General features: G+C 60.6%; 20 protein-coding genes and 1 pseudogene. 15 read left to right on the top strand and 6 right to left on the bottom strand.

Features of this window, described 5'->3' with window-relative positions:
- Positions 1–497: 497 nt before the first annotated feature.
- Both rpmH and B5F19_RS11920 read right to left on the bottom strand, forming a co-directional pair.
- Positions 498–632: a 50S ribosomal protein L34 gene (gene rpmH, locus B5F19_RS11925; protein ID WP_023346672.1), complete on the bottom strand. Its 135-nt coding sequence runs from the start codon at positions 630–632 to the stop codon at positions 498–500.
- Positions 633–759: 127 nt separating this feature from the next.
- Positions 760–1,005: a hypothetical protein gene (locus B5F19_RS11920; RefSeq protein ID WP_087290748.1), complete on the bottom strand. Its 246-nt coding sequence runs from the start codon at positions 1,003–1,005 to the stop codon at positions 760–762.
- Positions 1,006–1,375: 370 nt separating this feature from the next.
- Here B5F19_RS11920 and dnaA point away from each other — a divergent pair, with 370 nt between their 5' ends.
- From dnaA to rnhA, 15 genes and pseudogenes are all read left to right on the top strand, one after another.
- The gene (dnaA, locus tag B5F19_RS11915; protein WP_087290746.1) at positions 1,376–2,689 is read left to right on the top strand and encodes a chromosomal replication initiator protein DnaA; all 1,314 of its coding nucleotides are present in this window, start codon (positions 1,376–1,378) and stop codon (positions 2,687–2,689) included.
- Positions 2,690–3,048: 359 nt separating this feature from the next.
- On the top strand, positions 3,049–4,158 hold the full coding sequence (dnaN, locus tag B5F19_RS11910) for a DNA polymerase III subunit beta (RefSeq protein WP_087290744.1): 1,110 nt from the start codon (positions 3,049–3,051) through the stop codon (positions 4,156–4,158).
- Position 4,159: 1 nt separating this feature from the next.
- Entirely contained in the window at positions 4,160–4,585 is a 426-nt protein-coding gene (locus tag B5F19_RS11905; protein WP_087290742.1) for an acyl-CoA thioesterase, read from the top strand.
- 805 nt (positions 4,586–5,390) lie between these two features.
- Positions 5,391–5,606 carry an RNA-binding S4 domain-containing protein gene (locus tag B5F19_RS11900; RefSeq protein ID WP_087290740.1) on the top strand — a complete coding sequence of 72 codons (216 nt, stop codon included), beginning with the start codon at positions 5,391–5,393 and terminating at the stop codon, positions 5,604–5,606.
- Entirely contained in the window at positions 5,603–6,706 is a 1,104-nt protein-coding gene (gene recF, locus B5F19_RS11895; protein WP_087290738.1) for a DNA replication/repair protein RecF, read from the top strand. The genes B5F19_RS11900 and recF overlap by 4 nt, the downstream gene beginning before the upstream one ends.
- A gap of 197 nt (positions 6,707–6,903) precedes the next feature.
- Positions 6,904–7,206, top strand: coding sequence for a Tat pathway signal protein (locus tag B5F19_RS11890; RefSeq protein ID WP_087290736.1), 303 nt, complete (start codon positions 6,904–6,906; stop codon positions 7,204–7,206).
- 1,485 nt (positions 7,207–8,691) lie between these two features.
- Entirely contained in the window at positions 8,692–8,955 is a 264-nt protein-coding gene (locus tag B5F19_RS11885) for a DUF370 domain-containing protein (RefSeq protein ID WP_087290734.1), read from the top strand.
- A gap of 161 nt (positions 8,956–9,116) precedes the next feature.
- Complete coding sequence (gyrB, locus tag B5F19_RS11880) at positions 9,117–11,060, top strand: DNA topoisomerase (ATP-hydrolyzing) subunit B (protein WP_087290732.1); 1,944 nt, start codon at positions 9,117–9,119, stop codon at positions 11,058–11,060.
- Positions 11,061–11,162: 102 nt separating this feature from the next.
- Positions 11,163–11,543 carry a four helix bundle protein gene (locus B5F19_RS11875; RefSeq protein ID WP_087290730.1) on the top strand — a complete coding sequence of 127 codons (381 nt, stop codon included), beginning with the start codon at positions 11,163–11,165 and terminating at the stop codon, positions 11,541–11,543.
- Between the two features lie 135 nt (positions 11,544–11,678).
- Positions 11,679–14,219: a DNA gyrase subunit A gene (gene gyrA / locus B5F19_RS11870; protein ID WP_087290728.1), complete on the top strand. Its 2,541-nt coding sequence runs from the start codon at positions 11,679–11,681 to the stop codon at positions 14,217–14,219.
- Between the two features lie 73 nt (positions 14,220–14,292).
- On the top strand, positions 14,293–14,403 hold the full coding sequence (locus B5F19_RS11865; protein WP_087290726.1) for an SHOCT domain-containing protein: 111 nt from the start codon (positions 14,293–14,295) through the stop codon (positions 14,401–14,403).
- 25 nt (positions 14,404–14,428) lie between these two features.
- Positions 14,429–14,830 (top strand): SHOCT domain-containing protein, encoded by a 402-nt coding sequence (locus B5F19_RS11860; RefSeq protein WP_087290724.1) that lies wholly within the window; start codon positions 14,429–14,431, stop codon positions 14,828–14,830.
- Between the two features lie 20 nt (positions 14,831–14,850).
- Positions 14,851–15,309, top strand: a complete 459-nt coding sequence (locus B5F19_RS11855) for a DIP1984 family protein (RefSeq protein WP_087290722.1) — start codon at positions 14,851–14,853, stop codon at positions 15,307–15,309.
- 967 nt (positions 15,310–16,276) lie between these two features.
- A pseudogene (locus tag B5F19_RS18050) lies at positions 16,277–16,621 on the top strand (endonuclease domain-containing protein); the annotation flags it as partial.
- 165 nt (positions 16,622–16,786) lie between these two features.
- The gene (rnhA, locus tag B5F19_RS18045) at positions 16,787–17,224 is read left to right on the top strand and encodes a ribonuclease HI (RefSeq protein WP_242972801.1); all 438 of its coding nucleotides are present in this window, start codon (positions 16,787–16,789) and stop codon (positions 17,222–17,224) included.
- Between the two features lie 262 nt (positions 17,225–17,486).
- Here rnhA and B5F19_RS11845 read toward each other — a convergent pair whose 3' ends face one another.
- The 4 genes from B5F19_RS11845 to B5F19_RS17715 form a co-directional block, all read right to left on the bottom strand.
- Complete coding sequence (locus B5F19_RS11845) at positions 17,487–18,197, bottom strand: DivIVA domain-containing protein (RefSeq protein WP_087290718.1); 711 nt, start codon at positions 18,195–18,197, stop codon at positions 17,487–17,489.
- A 554-nt stretch (positions 18,198–18,751) separates the two neighbouring features.
- Positions 18,752–19,237, bottom strand: a complete 486-nt coding sequence (locus B5F19_RS11840; protein WP_087290716.1) for a cell division protein SepF — start codon at positions 19,235–19,237, stop codon at positions 18,752–18,754.
- A 49-nt stretch (positions 19,238–19,286) separates the two neighbouring features.
- Positions 19,287–19,994 carry a YggS family pyridoxal phosphate-dependent enzyme gene (locus B5F19_RS11835; RefSeq protein WP_087290714.1) on the bottom strand — a complete coding sequence of 236 codons (708 nt, stop codon included), beginning with the start codon at positions 19,992–19,994 and terminating at the stop codon, positions 19,287–19,289.
- Positions 19,995–20,027: 33 nt separating this feature from the next.
- Positions 20,028–20,236: hypothetical protein (locus B5F19_RS17715; RefSeq protein WP_204248326.1), on the bottom strand; the 209-nt coding region annotated here is incomplete at its 5' end.

Raw genomic sequence — 20,236 nt, 5'->3', positions numbered from 1 at the left:
GGCGCCGTTGTGGAACCGCACCAGGCCCTAATTTTTGCAAACCCAGGGCCCAGTGGCCCGGAAGGAATCGCGGAACGCCACTCAGATTTTGCGCGCCGGAAATATTCTGCCCGCTTCAAGGGGTAACCCCCGTAACGGGGGTTCTAGGGGGTGGGGCACATGGAGGATGAGGCGCAGCCGAATCCGATTGGCCCCACCCCCTGGCGCTTTTTTGGTGACTTTTTGGGCGTCCAAAAAGTCACTCGCCGCCGAGGCGGCGAAATACCCCTGTGAAAAGATCCACCCAGCGGCCCGATGAGGGCATCGGGCCCTACAGGCGGAAAAACAACCGGGGCGGCGGAAGCAGGCCCCCGTCCTGCAAAGAAAAGGCCAGGGCAGAAAAACCTCCGTATGCACCGCAGGGGCGGGGGAAACATTCCCACGCCCCTATTTACGCGTCTGTTTGATTTGTGTCCTTTTGCCGTATCTCCATCGGATGATGGCAGTCTGTCCCAAACTCAGTGGGTCAGGCGGACGCGGCCCTTGGCGCGGCGGCGGGCCAGCACCTTGCGGCCATTGCGGGTGGCCATACGCTTGCGGAAGCCGTGCTCCTTGGAACGCTGGCGCTTCTTGGGCTGATAGGTACGAAGCATGGGGGACACCTCCTCATCTAATTTCAAGCCGGCGGACCGGCCCAACAACAGCCGTCTCCGGCTGCGGTTCGCAGATACTTCCCGGAAAAAGGGTAGAATGACCCTCTCCCTGGAATGACGGCTTCCATTATAGCGCCTGACTTTTCCTCCTGTCAACTCCTTTTTTGCTCTTTTCCACAAACTTTTCCGTTTTTCCTTGGAAGACACCACATCTTGTGGTGGTTTTCTTCTCATCCCATATGGTTTCAGCCATGGTTTCCATTCTTTCACAGATCCCCCCGGTACAGTGGAAAATTTCCGATACATTTAAAATAAAAAAGCCGGTGAAATCCTTGCGGCCAGAGGTGATTTTTGCTATAATAAATCTGATCAAACTGGCGGCTCTCTCCGATCCGGGGACGGGCCGCGCCGGAACACGCGCTGAACGGGTCCCCTGCCCGAATAGGGCCGCGGGGGGCCTCTCTTTTTCTTCGGTCCGAATCTAGGCCATGTTTGAAACATGTCAATATACCCAAACGGCGAGTCTTTTTCTGCTATGCTGCGTTCATTTTCCCTGCAATCCACCAAGGATTGCCGCGTCAAATCGCCTCACCCAGCGAAAAATCCCTTGCCGCCGGGCACAGTTCCAATTTTCAAACAAGGCCTAGCAGCATCTCCACAGCCGCGGGCGGGAGCACCTCGACATTCCGCCCGTATTGCTATGCCCTTCGGCCGTTATTTTTCTGTAAGGAGGTATTCCTTTCATGAATCCTGCCGCCGATGTCTGGTCCAAGGTCATCACTCTGATGCAGCCCGATATGACCGCCACCACCATCAACACCTGGTTTGACGACGCCTCCGCTGTCGCCCTGGAGGACGACCGCTTCGTCCTCTACTCGCCCACCCGCTTCAAGCGGGACATCATCGCCACCCGCTACGTGGGGAAGATCCAGGCCGCCCTGCGGGAGCTGTTCTCCTGCGACATGGACGTGGTGGTGCTCACCGAGGGGGAGCTGGACCAGTACAGCCAGCCGGAGAAGGACAATTTCTTCCCCGGCACCGAGGAGTACACCTTCGAGCGCTTCGTGGTGGGCTCCTCCAACAAATTTGCCCACGCCGCCGCCCGGGCGGTGGCCGACAACCCGGGCAAGAGCTACAACCCCCTGTTTATCTACGGGGAGTCCGGCCTGGGCAAGACCCACCTGCTGTACGCCATCGCCCACACCATCCACAAAAACCACCCGGAGTACAAGGTGGTCTACATCAAGGGGGACACCTTCACCAACGAGCTGATCCAGGCCATCCGGGAGGGGAGAAACGCGGAGTTCCGGGAGAAGTACCGGGGCGCCGACGTGTTCCTCATGGACGACGTGCAGTTCATCGCCGGCCGGGACTCCACCCAGGAGGAGATGTTCCACACCTTCAACACCCTGTACGAGCTGAAAAAGCAGATCGTCTTCACCTCCGACCGCCCCCCCAAGGAGATGCTGCGTCTGGAGGACCGTCTGAAGACCCGGTTCGAGTGGGGCCTGCTGGCGGACATCCAGCCCCCCGACTACGAGACCCGCATGGCCATCATCAAAAACAAGGCCATCCGCATGGGGGTGGAACTGCCTGAGTTCCTGCTCCAGCTCATTGCGGAGAACATCACCGCCAACGTGCGGCAGATCGAGGGCACCGTCAACAAGATCATGGCCTACCAGCAGCTCATGGGGGACTCGGTGGACAAGGACACCGTCATCCGGGCAGTCAAGGACATGTTCAAGGAGAAGTCCGACATTGTGCCCACCGCCGACGTGATCATCGACGAGGTGTGCAAGTTCTACAACATCGAGCCGGCCACCCTCCGGGGCCAGGGCCGGGCCAAGGACATCTCTCTGGCCCGCCAGATCGCCATGTATCAGATCCGGCGCATGACCAACCTGTCTCTCAAAGAGATCGGCAAGGAGTTTGACAATCGGGACCACACCACCGTCCTCCACTCCATCGAGCGCATCGAGGACCTGGTGAAGACCGACCCGGAGAAGGCGGAGATCATCAAGGACATCACCGCCAACATCAACATCCGCTATGAATAAACTCCCTGCGCCCAGTCATCTCCTATCTTCTATCTCTTAACTCCTATCTCAATTTATCCCCAGGCCGCTCCCCTTTTGTGGAGAAACAGGCCTGTCCTTTTTCGACCTAAATTATCCACAGTTAAATGTGGAAAACTCGTTGCATAGTGTGGAAAACTTTCCTTTGCCCCAATGGCTGTGGAAAGCGGCAAAATTTTTTTCACACCCCCTGTGGACGCTTTTTTCTTAGCGCCCCAACGGCTTCCCCCGGTTTTCCACATTTTTTCCCCCTACGGACTACTGTTACTAAAATTTTTAATCCTCTCCTCTCTCTGCGGAGAGAGAAAGCAGGAAACGACGCAGAAGGAGGCGTACACAGCATGAAATTTTCCTGTGAGAAGGCCCTCTTGGTCTCCGCAGTTGCCACAACCTCTCGGGCTGTGGCTGCAAAGAGCTCCATTCCGGCCATGGAGGGCATTTTAATTGAGGCGGACACCCGCCTGCGCCTTACCGGCTATGACTTGGAAAAAGGAATTCAAGCCACTGTCCCCGCAGAGATCCAGGAGCCCGGCTCTCTGGTGCTGTCTGCACGGCTGTTTGGGGAAATTATCCGGAAAATGCCCGACGACGTGGTGGTGTTCACCGCTCAGAACTATATGGTAAACATCAAGTGCGGCCTGAGCGAATTCAACATCCTGGGCACCGATCCGGAGGAATTTCCAGAATTACCCACCGTGGACCAGCAGAACTCCCTCTCCCTGGAGCAGAGCGTGCTGCGTTCCATGATTTCCCAGACCCTGTTCGCCGTCAGCGACAATGAGAGCCGCCCCATCCACACCGGTTCCCTGTTTGAGGTGGAAAAAAACGGGCTCACCGTGGTGTCGGTGGACGGCTACCGGCTGGCCCTGCGCCGGGAGGCTGTGGATAAAATTGACGGGGCCGAGTCCTTCTCCTTCGTGGTCCCCGGCTCCGCGTTGAGCGAGGTGGAAAAAATCTGCTCCGGCGAGGGGCCGGTGACCATCAGCCAGGGGGCCCGGCACATCCTGTTCCAGGCGGGGGAGACCCTGCTGGTGTGCCGCCGGCTGGAGGGGGAGTTTTTGGCCTACCGCAACGCCATTCCCCGGAACAACCCCATCCAGGTGGAGTGTGACGCCCGCACCCTCCTGGCCTCCATCGACCGCGTCTCTCTGATCATCAGCGAGAAGCTGAAGAGCCCCCTGCGGTGCGTGTTTGGGGACGGCATGGTGTCCATCACCACCAAGACGGGGATCGGAGACGCCGCTGACCAGTGCCCCATCACCGGGGACGGCCAGAACCTGGAGATCGGCTTCAACAACAAGTACCTGATGGACGCCCTGAAGGCGGCTCCGGCGGACAAGCTGAAGCTGGAGTTCTCCTCCGGCGTGGCCCCCTGCGTCATCCTGCCCGCCGAGGGGGAGGAGAACTTCATCTATATGGTGCTGCCGGTGCGGCTGAAGGCGGGGAACTGACATGGAATGGAAGCCCTACCTGCGGAAGGCGCAGTTTTATGAGACGGACAGCATGGGCGTGGTCTACCACGGCAACTACATCCACTGGATGGAGGAGGCCCGCACCGATTTTCTGGAGCAGATCGGCTGGGGGTATGAGAGGGCCACGGCGGCGGGGATCGACTTCGCCCTCACCGATATCTCCTGCTCCTACAAAAAGACCACCAAATTTGGGCAGACCCTGGCCATTGAGATGAAGGTGAGAAAGCTCACCCCCGCCCGGCTGGTACTGGAGTACCGGATGACCGACGCGGAGACCGGGGAGCTCCACACCTTGGGGACCTCTACCCATTTCTTCTATGACCGGAAGACAGAACAGCCGGTGGCACTGAAAAAAGTGTTCCCGGAGCTGTATGAGCTGCTTCAGGAGTGTGTGGAAAAAAGTTAGTGGATCGAAAAATTGGCATTTGTGGGCGGGCTGAGGCTTCTGGCCCGCGGGCGGCCAAAGGCCGCCCCTACGGTGAGAGGGGGACCCTCTGAGGCGGGCGGGTGAGGACACCCGCCCCTACCCGGATACAGGAACGGTCCCTCTCCCCTCGTAGGGGCCGGTCCCAGACCGGCCCGCGGGCGCACACTGTGCGCCCCTACGGCGGAAAACGGCCCCAGGGCGTTGGTTCGGAGACGGCAGGCGCAGAAGCGGAAACGCACCAGCTACAATTTTCTTCCCGCTCAGGCCCCCAGTGGGGCCGGATGGGACCGCGCTCGAGCACTCCTGATTTTGCGCGCCGGAAGGATTCTGCCTGGCCCAAGGGATAACCCCCGTAAAAGGGGGCCGGGGAAAGGCGAATATGAGCGCGAAGCGCTCATCTGAGCCGTCCCCGGTGGCGTTTTGGTTCCTTTGCCGCCATGGGCAAAGGAACTCGCCGCCCGCAGGCGGCGAAATCCCCCTGCGTATAACGAACCCAATCCGAATCCTGCCCCCTCATCCGCCCCCTTTGGGGGCACCTTCCCCCCGAGGGGAAGGCTTTGGGGGGAGATCGCCCCCTCATCCGTCACGGCTTCGCCGTGCCACCTTCCCCCCAGGGGGAAGGCTTTTAAGGGGAACCCCCTCATCCGTCTGGCCTGACGGACAGCCATCTTTCCAAAAGGGGGAAGGCTTTTGAGGGGGAGGGGCCCTCATTCGTCCCAGGGGGAAGGCTTGAAAAATGTGGCGGCAAACTCCCCTGCGAAAAAACTGACAAGGAATTGATGCTATGCAGACCGAAACTGTACAGATCCACACCGAATTCATCAAGCTCCAGGACCTCTTGAAATTTGCCGGCGCGGTGGAGACCGGCGGGGACGCCAAGCTGATCATCCAGGAGGGCCGGGTGGCCGTCAACGGGGAGCCCTGCACCATGCGGGGCAAGAAGATGCGCCCCGGGGACCGGGCGGTCATCGACGGCGAGCTGGAACTGGTGGTCCAATGATCCTAAACGCTCTGGAGCTGGATTTTTTCCGGAACTACGTCCACTTCCAGTCCGGCTTCGACCCCAGGGTGAACCTGATCTATGGGGAGAACGCCCAGGGCAAGACCAACCTGCTGGAGGCCATCACCTACCTGTCCTCCGCCAAGTCCCACCGGGCCCGGTACGACCGGGAGATGATCATGCTGGACATCGACGGGGCTTTTTTGAAGGGCTCCGTGGACAGCCGGGGCCGGACCTTTACCCTGGAGGCCAAGCTGCACCGGGGGAAAAGCCGGCAGCTCTACTCCAACGGGGTGCGCTTAAAGACAGCCGGGGAGCTGGCGGGGATCCTGACCACGGTGCTGTTCTGCCCGGAGGACCTGTACCTCATCCGGGAGGGGGCGGCCGCCCGGCGGAAATTCCTGGATCTGGCCATCTGCCAGCTGCGGCCCAGGTACGCCCAGGCCCTGGGGGAGTATAACCGCCTCTACGAGCACAAGACCCGCATTCTGCGGGACTGGCCGGAAAATCCCTCCCTGCTCCAGACGTTGGACGACTTCAGCCTGCGCATGGCCCAGACCGGGGCTCTGGTGGTCCACTACCGGGCCCACTTTGTGAAGCGGCTCCAGGAGACCGCGCCCCCCATCCACCGGGACTTCTCCGGCGGACGGGAGAAATTGTCCCTGCGGTATGAGACGGTGTCCACGGTCACCGACCCCCTGGCCCCGCCCCGGACCATTCTGGAGGAGATCCTGGCCCACCAGGAGCGCCACCGGCAGGCAGAGCTGGACGCCCGGCAGTGCCTCACCGGCCCCCACAAGGACGATCTGGCGGTGGAGCTGGACGGCCGGTCCGCCAAGATGTACGGCTCCCAGGGGCAGACCCGCACCGCCGCCCTCTCCCTGAAGCTGGCCCAGCGGGAGATCTTCTTCCAGGAGACCGAGGAGTACCCCGTCCTTCTGCTGGACGACGTGTTGTCTGAGTTGGACGCAAAACGGCAATCCTTTGTATTGAACCACATTCAGGGGGGACAGATCTTCATCACCTGCTGTGAGGAGGAGAAGCTGGAGGGGCTGGAGCAGGGGAGAAGTTTTCACATTCAGGGGGGAAAGCTGATCTAGGCCATGTTTGAAAAATGTCAATATACCCAAACGGCGGGTCTTTTTCCGCTATGCTGCGTTAATTTTTCTTGCAATCCACCAAGGATTGCTGCGTCAAATTGCCTTGCCTAGCGAAAAATTCCCTCGCCGTCGGGCACATTTCCAATTTTCAAACAAGACCCAGTGGCCTCACTGTGGTTTGTTCCGGGAGGAATGTTATGCCCATTGTCATTGGAATTTTCTGCTTGCTCCCCCTGGGGATCGGGCTGGTGCTGGAATATCTGTGCTGCCGCATCCCGAAGCGGAGGATCTGGAGGGCCCTGCCCCCGGCGCTGGCGGTGCTGTTTGTGTTGATCGTCGGCGTGGGACGGTGGAATATGTGGACCTCGGAGGAGGTATCCCCGGTGACACAGCTCATTTTGTTCCCCGGACTGCCGGGGATTTTCCTGCTGATTGGGTGTTACCTGGGATGGCGGCTGTGGAAGTGGTTCTGGAGGCCCAGGGTGATCAAGGGGCCGTAGTTTTTTGCAGGGGTGTTCCGCTTTTTCTCTTTTAAGCCTTCCCACCTGGGGGAAGGTGGCTGGCCGCCAGGCCAGACGGATGAGGGGAACGGTCCCGATTATCCTGTCGTTTCGTTCTACCCGTAGGGGCGGCACACCTGGGCCGCCCGCCCCGGTCCTGTTCCATTGAGAAATTTTGATGTTCCCCTGCAAGGCATCCGTTTTTTGTGAGGGAGGATTTTGCCCTGCGGGGCGAGGTACTTTCTGCCCGGGCAGAAAGTATCCAAAGAGCTGCCAAGGGGCGGACTCAAAATGGACGCTCCGCGTCCATATTCACCCTTCCTATCCCCTCTGGCCCTTCGGGCCATCTCCCCTTGATAAGGGGAGTCGTCCCTCTGGACCCCGTTTTACGGGGACCGCCGATTAGGCTGCGTTGGCAGTGTTCGCAAAAGCGCGGGTAGTTCAGTTGACTGGTTTCCCTTCTATGACCGCTGCCGCTTAGTTTCCGGGAACCTTTGGGTGCTGCTCCTCCTGGTGGAGAGCGCGCCTTTTGCGTGGGTGGGGCTCAAGTGCGGCTCAGGGATTCGGCGGGCGGGTGAGGACGCCTGTCCCTGCGGTGTATCCGGAAGTGCTTTCGTTTTTTCGTCGGAGCCGGGTATGTTCACGGCCCGTGTTCCGGGCGGCCCAGTGTGCCGCCCCTACGAAATCCCAAGAACCGTTTTAGATTCGCCGTAGGGGCCGGTCCCAGACCGGCCCGCGGGCGGCCTTTGGCCGCTCACCTCATCCGCCCCCTTCGGGGGCACCTTCCCCTAAAGGGGAAGGCTTTCGGGCGACCACAAGGGTCGCCCCTACGGCGAGAACCGGACCAGGAGCGTTGGTTCGGGAATGCCAGGCGCGGCGGCGGAATCGCATCTGTCCTAATTTTTGCAAACCCAGGCCCCAGTGGGCCGGGATGAATTCAGACACCCACTCAAATTTTGCGCGCCGGAAATACTTTGCCCAGCTCAAGGGATAACCCCCGTAAATGGGGGCCTGGGGGCCGACTCCCCCTGTCAGGGGGAGATGGCCCGAAGGGCCAGAGGGGGTAGGGAAAGCCGACATGGCGAACGAAGTTCGCCCCTGCGGCGTCCCCCAGCGTCTTATGGTTCCTTTTCCACGTGGAAAAGGAACTCGCCCCGAAGGGCGAAACCCTGCAAAACAAGGCGGCGGGGGCATGGCCTTGCCCTACGGGAGTCTTTTAACGATGTCTGTTCCTTAAAACGCCCCCTCATCCGTCACGGCTTCGCCGTGCCACCTTCCCCCCAGGGGGAAGGCTTTTTGGGGGATTACCCCCTCATCCGCCACCTTTGGGGCCACCTGACCCTATCCCCTCTGGCCTTCGGCCATCTCCCCTTGACAAGGGGAGTCGGCCCTCAGGGGGAAGGCGAAAAGGATGACGGCGGTGAAATCAACAGAGAAAATAATCCACAAAATCAACGTCGAATGTGGAAAAAAGGAGGGAACCTCATGTACCTGCACCTGGGCCAGTCGGTGGTGGTGCCCCACAAGAACATTTTGGGCATCTTCGATTTGGACAACTCCAGCTGGGCCTTCAAGACCCGGGAGTTTTTAGAGCGGGCCGAGCAGGAGGGGAGGGTGGTGTCGGTATGCGACGACCTGCCCCGGTCCTTTGTGCTGGTGGGCGGGGAGGAGGGCCCGCCTACGGTATACATCTCCCAGCTGTCTCCCTCCGCCCTGCTGCGGAGAACGGAGAGCAACTGGTTTGAGTAATGCAGAATGCAGAAATGCAGAATGCAGAGTGTGAAAATCCGGATAAGCCGGACACCATGAAAAAACGAAAAAAGGCAGAAAACAGTCAGGAATGGAAGATAGAAAATACAATTTTGCATTCCTGCATTCTGCCTTCTGCATTTCATAAATTGGAGGTTATTATGGCAGAAGAATTAGAACTGAATTCCACCCAGGTGGAACACGAATACGGCGGCTCTGAGATCCAGGTGTTGGAGGGGCTGGAGGCGGTGCGCAAGCGCCCCGGCATGTACATCGGCTCCACCAGCGAGTCGGGCCTGCACCACCTGGTGTATGAGATCGTGGACAACTCCATCGACGAGGCCCTGGCGGGCTACTGCACCGACATCACCGTCACCATCAACCCCGGGAACACCATCACCGTCACCGACAACGGCCGCGGCATCCCGGTGGACATCCAGCCCCAGACCGGGCGGCCCGCCCTGGAGGTGGTCTTTACCGTCCTCCACGCGGGCGGAAAATTCGGCGGCGGCGGCTACAAGGTGTCCGGCGGCCTCCACGGCGTGGGCGCGTCCGTGGTCAACGCCCTGAGCGAGTGGCTGGAGGTCCAGGTCCACAAAAACGGGGAGATCTATGAGATGAAGTTCTCCCGGGGCAAGATCACCCAGGAGATGAAGGTGGTGGGCCGGACCGACCACACGGGGACCACCGTTACCTTCAAGCCCGACCCGGAGATGTTCGACACCCTGGAGTACAGCTACGACACCCTCCACACCCGCATGCGGGAGGAGGCCTTCCTCAACGCCGGGCTGCGCATCCAGACGGTGGACCTGCGCCCCGGCCAGGAGCAGGAGGACGACATGTGCTATGAGGGGGGCATCCGGGAGTTTGTCTCCTTCATCAACAAGAACAAGACCCCCGTCCACGAGGACGTGATCTACATGGCGGGCGCCAAGGAGGACTCCATGGCGGAGGTGGCCATGCAGTACAACGACGGTTACAGCGAGATCATCGTCTCCTTCGCCAACAACGTCCACACCCCCGAGGGCGGCATGCACGAGGAGGGCTTCAAGCGGGCCCTGACCACCGTGCTCAACGCCTACGGAAAGAAGATCGGCCTGATGAAAAACGACGACAAGGTGTCCGGCGACGACTGCCGGGAGGGTCTCACCTGCGTCATCTCAGTAAAGCTCACCGAGGCCCAGTTCGAGGGCCAGACCAAGGCCAAGCTGGGCAACAGCGAGATCCGCACCCTGGTGAACAATGTGGTCTCCGAGAAGCTGGAGATCTACCTGGAGGAGAACCCCGCCGTGGGCCGGGCCATTCTGGAGAAGGCCATGATGGCCAACCGGGCCCGGGAGGCCGCCCGCCGCGCCCGGGAGAACATCCGCCGGAAAAACGCCCTGGAGGGGGCCACCCTCCCGGGCAAGCTGGCCGACTGCTATGAGCGGGACCCGGCCCTGACCGAAATTTACATCGTCGAGGGCGACTCCGCCGGCGGCTCCGCCAAGCAGGGCCGGGACTCCCGGTACCAGGCCATCCTCCCCCTGTGGGGCAAGATGCTCAACGTGGAGAAGGCCCGGGCGGACAAGGTGTACGGCAACGACAAGCTCACCCCCGTCATCACCGCCCTGGGCGCCGGCCTGGGGGAGGAGTTTGACGAGAGCAAGCTGCGCTACCACAAGGTGGTCATCATGGCCGACGCCGACGTGGACGGCGCCCACATCCGCACCCTGCTCCTCACCTTCTTCTTCCGCTTTATGCGGCCCCTCATCGAGCGGGGCTATGTGTACGCCGCCGTGCCCCCCCTCTACAAGCTGGTGCGGGGCAAGACCACCCGGGTGGCCTTCTCCGACGAGGAGCGGGACGCCATTTCCTCGGAAATGCGGGGCGGCAATCCCAACGTGAAAATCGACATCAGCCGCTTTAAGGGCCTGGGCGAGATGGACCCCCACGAGCTGTGGGAGACCACCATGGACCCGGAGCGCCGCACCCTGAAGCGCATCACCATGGCCGACGCCGTCCGGGCGGACGAGATCTTCACCCTGCTCATGGGTGAGAAGGTGGAGCCCCGCCGGGAGTATATCGAGGCCAACGCCCAGAAGGCCATGAACCTGGACTACTGATTTGAATGAAGAATTAAGAATGAAGAATTAAGAATTGGGTGGGGAACGGGAGTTTCTGCGTATAGATGGGGCCTGTTTGGTTGACGGAAAGGTTGAGATTATATGGCGGAGCAGAGAGAGAATGCGATTGAGCGAAAGAGCTTTGCTTTTGCGGTGCGGATCGTGCGGCTGTCTCAATTTCTTCGGGAAGAAAAGAGAGAGTTTGTGCTTTCCAAGCAGATCCTCCGTTCGGGAACCAGCATTGGGGCCAATGTGCGGGAGGCTGTTTATGCCGCCTCCAGAAAAGATTTTATCAATAAACTGCATATTGCCCTGAAGGAAACAAACGAGACTGCCTATTGGATTGAGCTTCTAGGGGCGACGGAATACCTGCCCCAGGACATGAGTGCAAGCATCCACCAGGACTGTATCGAACTGCGAAAACTGCTCATTCAGATTCTAAAAAGTACAAAAGAACGCATCCATTCTGACGCAGGAGAATAAAAAGAAGTAAAATTTACGATATACCACTACCGTAATTAAGAAGCAGAGAGTTCAAGGCTAAGGATTAATTCTTAATTCTTAATTCTTAATTCTTAATTCTTAATTCTTAATTGCCCTTGAACGGAGTTGATTATTTTGGCAAAAAAGCCTGACGAGGAAAAAGACATTTCCTTTCCCAATCAAAAGATTGTAAATATCAACCTGGAGCACGAGATGGAGAACGCGTACATCGAGTACGCCATGTCCGTCATCGTGGGCCGGGCCCTGCCCGACGTGCGGGACGGGTTGAAGCCGGTGCACCGGCGGATTCTGTACTCCATGTACGAGAGCGGCCTCACCAGCGACAAGCCCTTCAAGAAGTCGGCCACCTGCGTGGGCGACGTGCTGGGTAAGTACCACCCCCACGGCGACGCGTCGGTGTACGACGCCATGGTCCGCCTGGGCCAGGACTTCTCCATGCGCTACTGCCTGGTGGAGGGCCACGGCAACTTCGGCTCCATCGACGGCGACCCCCCGGCCGCCTACCGTTACACCGAGGCCCGCATGTCCAAGATCGCCAACGAGATGCTCCGGGACATCGAGAAGGAGACGGTGGACTGGGACCCCAACTTCGACGAGAGCCGGAAGGAGCCCCGGGTGCTGCCCAGCCGCTTCCCCAACCTGCTGGTCAACGGCTCCAGCGGCATCGCCGTGGGCATGACCACCAACATCCCCCCACACAACCTGCGGGAGGTCATCGACGCCACCATCTGCGTACTGGACAACCGGGAGGCCACCCTGGACGACCTGATGGAGCACATCAAGGGCCCCGACTTCCCCACCCGGGGGATCATCATGGGCCGGTCCGGCATCCGGGCGGCCTACGCCACCGGCAAGGGCCACATCCGGGTACGGGCCCGCACCGAGATGGAGGAGTTCGGCAACGGCCGCACCCGCATCATCGTCACCGAGCTGCCCTATCAGGTAAATAAATCCCGCCTGGTGGAGAACATCGCCGACCAGGTGAAGGAGAAGCGGCTGGAGGGCATCTCCGGCCTGCGGGACGAGTCCGACGGCAAGAAGGGCATGCGCATCGTCATTGAGCTGAAAAAGGACGCCAACCCCCAGGTGGTCTTAAACCGCCTGTTCGCTCAGACCCAGATGCAGACCACCTTCGCCGTGGTCATGCTGGCCCTGGTGAACAACCAGCGCCAGCCCAAGATCCTCACCCTGCGGGGAATTCTGGACGAGTACATCGCCTTCCAGGAGCAGATCATCACCCGCCGGACCATCTACGACCGCCGCAAGGCCCAGGAGCGGGCCCACCTGCTCCAGGGACTGCTCATCGCCCAGGACAACATCGACGAGGTTATCCACATCATCCGCACCAGCTACGACGACGCCAAGGACAAGCTCATGGAGCGCTTCGGCCTGGACGACGTGCAGGCCCAGGCCATCCTGGACATGCAGCTCAAGCGGCTCCAGGGTCTGGAGAAAGAGAAGCTGGAGGCGGAGTTCGCCGAGCTGGAGAAGAAGATCGCCTACTACGACCGGCTGCTCTCCGACGAGGAGATGCTCCGGGGCGTGCTGAAGGATGAGCTCATCCAGATCCGGGACAAGTACGGGGACGACCGCAAGACCGAGATCGGCTTCGTGGAGGACGACATCGACATCGAGGACCTGATCGAGGAGGAGCAGTGCGTCTTTACCATGACCCAGGCGGGCTACCTCAAGCGCACCCCCGCCAGCGAGTACGCCGCCCAGTCCAAGGGCGGCATGGGCAAGAAGGGCATCACCACCCGGGAGGAGGACGTGGTGGAGAGCGTCTTTACCGCCTCCACCCACGACGAGATCCTGTTCTTCACCGACAAGGGCAAGGTGTATAAGAAGAAGGGCTACCAGATTCCCCAGGCGGGCAAGACGGCCAAGGGCACCAACATCGTCAACGTCCTCCAGGTGGAGAGCGGCGAGCGGGTACAGGTCATGCTCCACGTGGAGAAGATGGAGCAGGAGAGCTACCTGGTCATGGTCACCCGGAAGGGTACCGTGAAGCGCATCACCCTCTCCGCCCTGAAAAACATCCGGAACAACGGCATCCGGGCCATCAAGATGGACGAGGACGACCAGCTGGTGGAGGTCCGCCAGACCGACGGGAAGAAGAAGATCCTCATTGCCACCCACGACGGAATGGCCGTGTGCTTCGACGAGAACGACGTGCGGGTCATGGGCCGGGACGCCTACGGCGTGCGGGGCATCAAGCTGAGAGACGGGGACTACGTGGTGGGCGCCGCCCGGGCCACCGCCGGGAAGACGGTGCTGTCCATTACGGAAAACGGCTACGGCAAGCGCACCCCGGTGGAGGAGTACCGCATCACCAACCGGGGCGGCCTGGGCATCAAGAACTACGCCGTCACCGAGAAGACCGGGCCTGTGGTGGGCATCAAGGTGGTGGACGGGTCCGAGGACTTGCTGCTGGTCACCGCCGCCGGTATCCTCATCCGCACCCACGTGGACGCCATCCGCATCGCCGGGCGTGCCACCCAGGGCGTCATCGTCATGCGCTTCAAGGAGGAGGGGGACCAGGTGATCTCCCTGGCTCTGGCCGAGCGGGAGGAGGAAGAATCCACAACTCCCGAGGAAAATGTGGAAAACCAGGCCACAGCAGAGCCGGAAACTGAATCCAATCCGGAATCATAACCGCAAAATATTTCAAATAGGATAGGCTGGAGGACGTGTGGATGAAAAAGAGTGACCAAAACAGCCGCGCGGTGTGGAAACGTTCCGGGACCGTCTGAGACAGCTGGACTCCCTGCGGGAAGCCGGTCTGGTGACCCAGGAGGAGTACCGAATCAAGCGGGAGGAGATTCTCAGCGGCCGCTGACCGGACTGGGAAGGAGGAGAGAGCGATGAGAAAGAGAAAGGTTACCTACCGCCCGGGGAAGGCCCAGGGCATTTTTGGGATTGTATGGGGCTGCGTCTTTATTCTCATTGGCCTGGTGGTGGTGGTCCCTGCCGCCGGAGCCTTTGGCCTGCTGTGGACAGCCATGGCGGTGGGAATCACCGCAATGAACGCCTACCAGTCTTTCGGCAAGAAGTACCGCGGGCCGGAGATCCACATTGAGGAGGAAGATGAAGAGGGGAGCGCCGCCTGGGATGCGGCGGCTCCCGCGGAGTCCCACGACCACATCCCCTCCACAGCCCTGGACGCCAAGGGGCGGCTGGAACAGCTGGAGTCCCTGAAGTCCGCGGGTTTGATCACCCACGAGGAATATCAGAAAAAACGGGAGGAGATCCTGCGGGGTCTGTGACCGAAGGAAAGGAGACACCCATGAAATTAGCCAACGCTCTGTCCCAGCGCGCGGAGCTCCAGACCCGCATTCACCAGCTGGAGACCCGCCTGTACAACAACGCCCAGGTCCAGGAGGGGGAGTCCCCCGCCGAGGACCCCCAGGACCTGCTCCAGGAGCTGGAGGAGGACTACGCCCGGCTGGAGGCGCTGATCGCCTGCATCAACCGCACCAACTGCTGCACGCTGGTGGATGGGGTCCCCCTGTCCGACCTGCTGGCCCGGCGGGACTGCCGGAAGGGCAAGCTGGGCGTCCTGCGGAACTTCCTGGACAACGCCAGCGAGCTGGTGTCCCGCCGCACGGTGGGCGAGATCAAAATCCGCAGCACTGTGGATGTGCGCTCCATGCAGAAAGAGGTGGACCGGATGTCCAAGGAGCTGCGGGAGCTGGATGAGAAAATTCAGGAGGCAAATTGGACCACCGAGCTTTTGGAGGGGTGACCGCAGGGGGATTTCGCCGCCTGCGGGCGGCGAGTTTCTTTCCCAGCGATGGGAAAGAAACCAAAGGATCGCCGGGGGACGGCTCAGGATGGGCACTAACGTGCCCATATTCGCCTTACCCCCGGTCCCCCGTTACGGGGGACGCCCTCCTGAAAAGTTCAGCAAAGTTTTCGGCGCGCAAAATCTGAGTGATGGGTCTGAATTCCCGCCGGGCCACTGGGCCCTGGGTGTGCAAAAATTGCCGCTGGTGCGGTTCAATTTCTGCACCTGGCTTTGACGAGCCAACGCTCCTGGTGCGAATCCTGGCGGGCCGGTCTGGGACCGGCCCCTACAAGGAAAACGAAGCCGTTTTGTATCCGCCGTAGGGGCGGGTCCAAGACCCGCCCGTAAAGCTTTCCCCTTTGGGGAAGTCCGATTCCCCCTGTCAGGGGGAAATAGCTGAAGGCCAAAAGGGGAAGGGGGGTGGCCAAAGGCCAGACGGATGAGGGGAGCGCTCCCGGTTATAAGGGTGGTCCGTTTCAACCGTAGGGACGGCCCCATGGGCCGCCCACTCTCTGCGAGATGCTCTGTAGGACGCGGCCTCCCGGACGCGCCGCCGCGTAATTCCGGAAGGCGCCGCGGGGGAGATACGCGGAGCCGCCCGGCTCTGCGTTTGAAAATTGAATATGGATTTTTTGGTAGCACAAAAAGCGGGCGTCACGCTCCCAGTGCCGGAGCAAATCGGCACATAGTACTGGCAACGCGCGGGACCATGCGTTGGGTTCGACTCCCAAGTTATGTTTATGTCCGGTATCGTTACATGGGTACGGTTACATATGACGTTTATCACCGGACGCCGGTTTTGTGCGGGTGGGTTTGGGGTTAAAATGCCTTCCCCTGGGGGAAGGCTGATTCCCCCTGTCAGGGGGAAATGGCGACCAAAGGGAGCCAAAAGGGGTAGGGAGCCCCAGTGCGCACACTGGGGCGGATGAGAGGGAGCAGTTTCCAAATGGCCGATGACTTTCTGCTTCAAGAATATGCTCGAAAATTAAGGAAAAATGCGACCGAAGAAGAAAATCTGCTTTGGTATCAATTTTTGCGCACGTATCCGATTCAGTTCCGGCGGCAAAAAGTCATTGGCCGATATATTGTTGATTTCTTTTGCTCAGAGGCTCGGCTGGTTGTAGAAGTGGACGGAGGACAGCATTTTGAAGACTCCGGACGCATCTCAGATGTGGAACGCACAGAATATCTGGAACAGATGCGAGGGTTTCAGGTACTTCGTTTTACAAATTTGGAAATCAAGTATCAGTTTACGGAAGTTTGTTCGGTCATTGATCGGAAAGTACAGCAGAACGTCCCCTCATCAGTCTCGCTTCGCTCGACAGCTTCCCCCCAAGGGGAAGCTTTAGGAAAGCACCTTCCCCTTGGGGGGAAGGTGCCCCCGAAGGGGGCGGATGAGGGGGCGGGACAGAATCTGCTTTATCAGGAGAACAATGTGAAAACAGTAACCATCTACACCGACGGGGCCTGTTCGGGCAACCCCGGCCCTGGGGGCTGGGGGGCGATTTTGATGTACGGCCCCCACAAGAAGGAGCTCTCCGGGGGAGAGGCCCAGACCACCAACAACCGCATGGAGCTCACCGGGGTGATCACCGCCCTGGAGGCCCTGAAGGAGCCCTGTACGGTGGAGCTGTACTCGGACAGCAAGTACGTCATTGACGCCCTGGAGAAGGGTTGGGCCAGGGGCTGGAGGGCCCGGGGCTGGGTGAAGGGGGACAAGAAGCCCGCCCTCAACCCGGACCTGTGGGCCCGCCTTCTGGAGCTGTGCGAGTACCACACGGTCAATCTCCACTGGGTCAAGGGCCACGCCTCTAATCCCTATAACAACCGCTGTGACGAGCTGGCGGTGGCGGAAAGCCGGAAGTTCAAGTAGAAGAGTGGCCCTTGACCCACAGCCGGGACCCCATTTGCAGCCCAGCGCAGCGGGTGCAAATGGGAAAGGAGGAGCAGCGGAGAGAGCGAGCCCTGCCGGACACGGCGGGGCGAGGGATACGGAGCTTGCGACGACGCGGGCCACGCCTCTAATCCCTATAACAACCGCTGTGACGAGCTGGCGGTGGCCGAGAGCCGGAAATTCAAATAAAAACAGAAAGACAGCCGCCAGCAACGCTGGCGGCTGTCTTTTGATATTCTGATTATTTGATCTCGTAGTCCCGGCCGAACTGGAGCTCCCCGAAGTCGATGCGGGTGGTATCGCCCAGGTCCTCCTCCTCGCCGTCCTTTTGCGGGGATTGGCTCTCGCCCTCCTGGACGGGCTCCGTCTGGCGGGCCTTCTCGTTCTCGGCGGCCGCCTCGGCCATGGCCTGGGCCACCAGGCGCTGGACGCTGTCGTCGATGTCGGAGACGGTCTCCTCCACCTTCTCCTCCTGGTTCTCAGCGGGGGAGGGGCCGGGGGGCGTCAGCTGGCTCAGCTGGTCCAGGTACTCCGCCGCCTTGGCATGGAGCGCACGCACCTGGGCCACATAGGAGGCGGTCTCCTTCTGGGCGGACTCCAGGCGGAAGCGCTCGGCCTCCTCCTCCTGGCGGATGGCCTCCACCTTCCGGCCGGCCTCCGCCTCCGCCTCCTCAAGGATCTGGGCGCGCTTCTGCTCGGCCTCCTTCACCAGGTCGTCCGCCATCCGCTGGGCGGCCATCAGAGCCTTCCGCATGGCCTCCTCGGTGGAGCGGTACTCCTCCACCTTCTCCACCAGCACCTTCATCTTGCTCTTCAAGACGGCGTTTTCGCTGTATAGGGCGCTGTAATCCTCAGTGAGCACATCCAGGAATTCGTCCACCTGGGCCATATTATACCCGCCGAAGGACGCCTTGGGGAAGGCGCGCTCGGATACTTCCTGGGGAGTGAGCATGGTTCATTACCTCCTAAAAAGCGCCCGGAGGCGCTGTGGGTTCTGATTTATGCAGGGGGTTTCGCCGCCTGCGGGCGGCGAGTGACTTTGCCCACGGCGGCAAAGTCACCAAAACGCCGCCGGGGGACGCGGCCGATGGACTACGGCTCCGCTAGCGCTCTGCCTAGGTCCATAGGACCGCTTACCCCCGGACCCCATTACGGGGGTTATCCCTTGGGGCAGGCAGAGAATTTCCGGCGCGCAAAATCAGGAGTGCTTGAGCGCGGTCCCGTCCGGCCCCACTGGGGGCCTGAGCGGGCAGAAATTTTGGACTGGTGCAGTTCCGATTCTGCGCCTGCCGTCTCCGAACCAACGCTCCCGGTCCAGTTCTCGCCGTAGGGGCGGCCCTTGCGGCCGCCTTTAGCCTTCCCCTGGGGGAAGGTGCCCCAGCGCGCACACTGGGGCGGATGAGGTTCGCAGGGGCGGCACACCTGGGCCGCCCCTGCGTTTATGAGGCAGACAGGGGCGCGGTTTTCCACAGTTTCTCCCTGGCTTGTGGAAAGTGAGCGGGGAACTTAGAAATACAGCCCGTTGTTCTCCAGCTCGTCGATCAAGTCCCCCAGGATGTCCACGTTGTAGGGAGTGATGATGTAAGTGGAGATGGCCACCTTTTTGATTTTGCCCTCGTTGGCGTAGGCCACGCCGGACAGGAAGTCCAGCAGGCGGCGGGCGATCTCCTTGTTGGTGGACTCCAGGTTGAGCACCACGGTGCGCTTTTCCCGCAGGTGGTCGGCGATCTCGCTGGCGTTCTCAAAGCGCTCCGGCTTCACCAGCACCACCTGGAGCTGGGTGGCCGCCCGGATGTTTACCACTTTATTGCTCCGGCGGGCCTCCAGCTCGTCCATAGCGGGGCTGTTGTAGGAGGGCTCGCTCCGGACGCTCCGCTCCCGCTCCCGGCGCTCCACCGGACGGGGAGAGGGCTCGTAGTCGTCCTCGAACTCCTCGTCGTCTTCGTCCTCATAGGGGTGGGCCAGCCGCTTAAACTCGTCCAAAAAACCCATGGTAAAACCCTCTTTCCTCTGGATGTAAATCAATCTCGGTCCGCCGGTCTTATCCCTTGTGCATGGGGGGCCGGGGGCCGAACAGGGCGGTGCCTACCCGGACCAGGGTGGCGCCCTCGGCGATGGCGTCCGGATAGTCGCCGCTCATGCCCATGGACAGGCAATCCATATTACATTGATTATCCCCCATATTTGCCTTTATGTCAACAAAAAGCTGTCGCATAGCGGCAAAAAACGGGCGGTTGGCCCCAGGTTCCGGGGAGATGGGTGGAATTGCCATCAGGCCCCGCAGGCGGACGTGCTCCAGCTCCCGGGTCAGCTGGGCCAGCTGACGGGCCTCCTCCGGGGTGCAGCCGCCCTTGCTCTCCTCTCCGGCGATGTTGACCTCCAGCAGAATATCCTGAACCAGGTCCTGTTTGGCCGCCTGGGCGTCGATGGCCCGGAGCAGCCGCTCGGAATCCACCGAGTGGATGAGATCCACCTTGCCCACCACCTGCTTCACCTTGTTGGTCTGCAAATGGCCGATGAAGTGGACCTGGGCCCCCCGGTAGGCGTCCGCCGCCAGGTGGGCGGTGAGCTCCTGCACCCGGTTCTCGCCGCACACGGTGATCCCGGCGGCGATGGCCGCCCGGATGGTGTCGTCGGTCTGCACCTTGGTGGCGGCGCACAGGGTGATCTCCTCCGGGTCCCGGCCGGCGGCCTGGGCCGCGGCGGCAATATTGGCCTTTACCTGATTGACGTGCTCTTGAATGGACATAGCAGGTTCCCTCTTTCTCCAATGGTCCACTTTTTAGTTTATCAAAATTTCCGAAAATTGCAACTGGAAACGCGGGATTTTCAAGGGACTGGAAAAATTTTCTCGGGCATAGGGGAGCGGTTTCCCCACGGCGCTCAGCTTGTCGAAAAACCTCTGTTCAGACGAATCCGCCCGAGTGTTGGCGGGGGAGCTCGAGGGGGCGGCAGCCCGCCTCGAGTGGGATCGAATGCCCTGAATGCCTT

The organism is Pseudoflavonifractor sp. An184 (assembly GCF_002160305.1).
GTDB lineage: Bacteria > Bacillota > Clostridia > Oscillospirales > Oscillospiraceae > Lawsonibacter > Lawsonibacter pullicola.
This window is presented reverse-complemented; position numbering and strand designations above follow the sequence as displayed.

Bases quoted from the DNA above. Each gene is read 5' to 3' on its own strand.
- rpmH (WP_023346672.1), bottom strand. From the start codon at position 632: ATGCTTCGTACCTATCAGCCCAAGAAGCGCCAGCGTTCCAAGGAGCAC.
- dnaA (WP_087290746.1), top strand. From the start codon at position 1,376: ATGAATCCTGCCGCCGATGTCTGGTCCAAGGTCATCACTCTGATGCAG.
- dnaN (WP_087290744.1), top strand. From the start codon at position 3,049: ATGAAATTTTCCTGTGAGAAGGCCCTCTTGGTCTCCGCAGTTGCCACA.
- B5F19_RS11905 (WP_087290742.1), top strand. From the start codon at position 4,160: ATGGAATGGAAGCCCTACCTGCGGAAGGCGCAGTTTTATGAGACGGAC.
- B5F19_RS11900 (WP_087290740.1), top strand. From the start codon at position 5,391: ATGCAGACCGAAACTGTACAGATCCACACCGAATTCATCAAGCTCCAG.
- recF (WP_087290738.1), top strand. From the start codon at position 5,603: ATGATCCTAAACGCTCTGGAGCTGGATTTTTTCCGGAACTACGTCCAC.
- B5F19_RS11890 (WP_087290736.1), top strand. From the start codon at position 6,904: ATGCCCATTGTCATTGGAATTTTCTGCTTGCTCCCCCTGGGGATCGGG.
- B5F19_RS11885 (WP_087290734.1), top strand. From the start codon at position 8,692: ATGTACCTGCACCTGGGCCAGTCGGTGGTGGTGCCCCACAAGAACATT.
- gyrB (WP_087290732.1), top strand. From the start codon at position 9,117: ATGGCAGAAGAATTAGAACTGAATTCCACCCAGGTGGAACACGAATAC.
- B5F19_RS11875 (WP_087290730.1), top strand. From the start codon at position 11,163: ATGGCGGAGCAGAGAGAGAATGCGATTGAGCGAAAGAGCTTTGCTTTT.
- B5F19_RS11860 (WP_087290724.1), top strand. From the start codon at position 14,429: ATGAGAAAGAGAAAGGTTACCTACCGCCCGGGGAAGGCCCAGGGCATT.
- B5F19_RS11855 (WP_087290722.1), top strand. From the start codon at position 14,851: ATGAAATTAGCCAACGCTCTGTCCCAGCGCGCGGAGCTCCAGACCCGC.
- B5F19_RS11845 (WP_087290718.1), bottom strand. From the start codon at position 18,197: ATGCTCACTCCCCAGGAAGTATCCGAGCGCGCCTTCCCCAAGGCGTCC.
- B5F19_RS11840 (WP_087290716.1), bottom strand. From the start codon at position 19,237: ATGGGTTTTTTGGACGAGTTTAAGCGGCTGGCCCACCCCTATGAGGAC.
- B5F19_RS11835 (WP_087290714.1), bottom strand. From the start codon at position 19,994: ATGTCCATTCAAGAGCACGTCAATCAGGTAAAGGCCAATATTGCCGCC.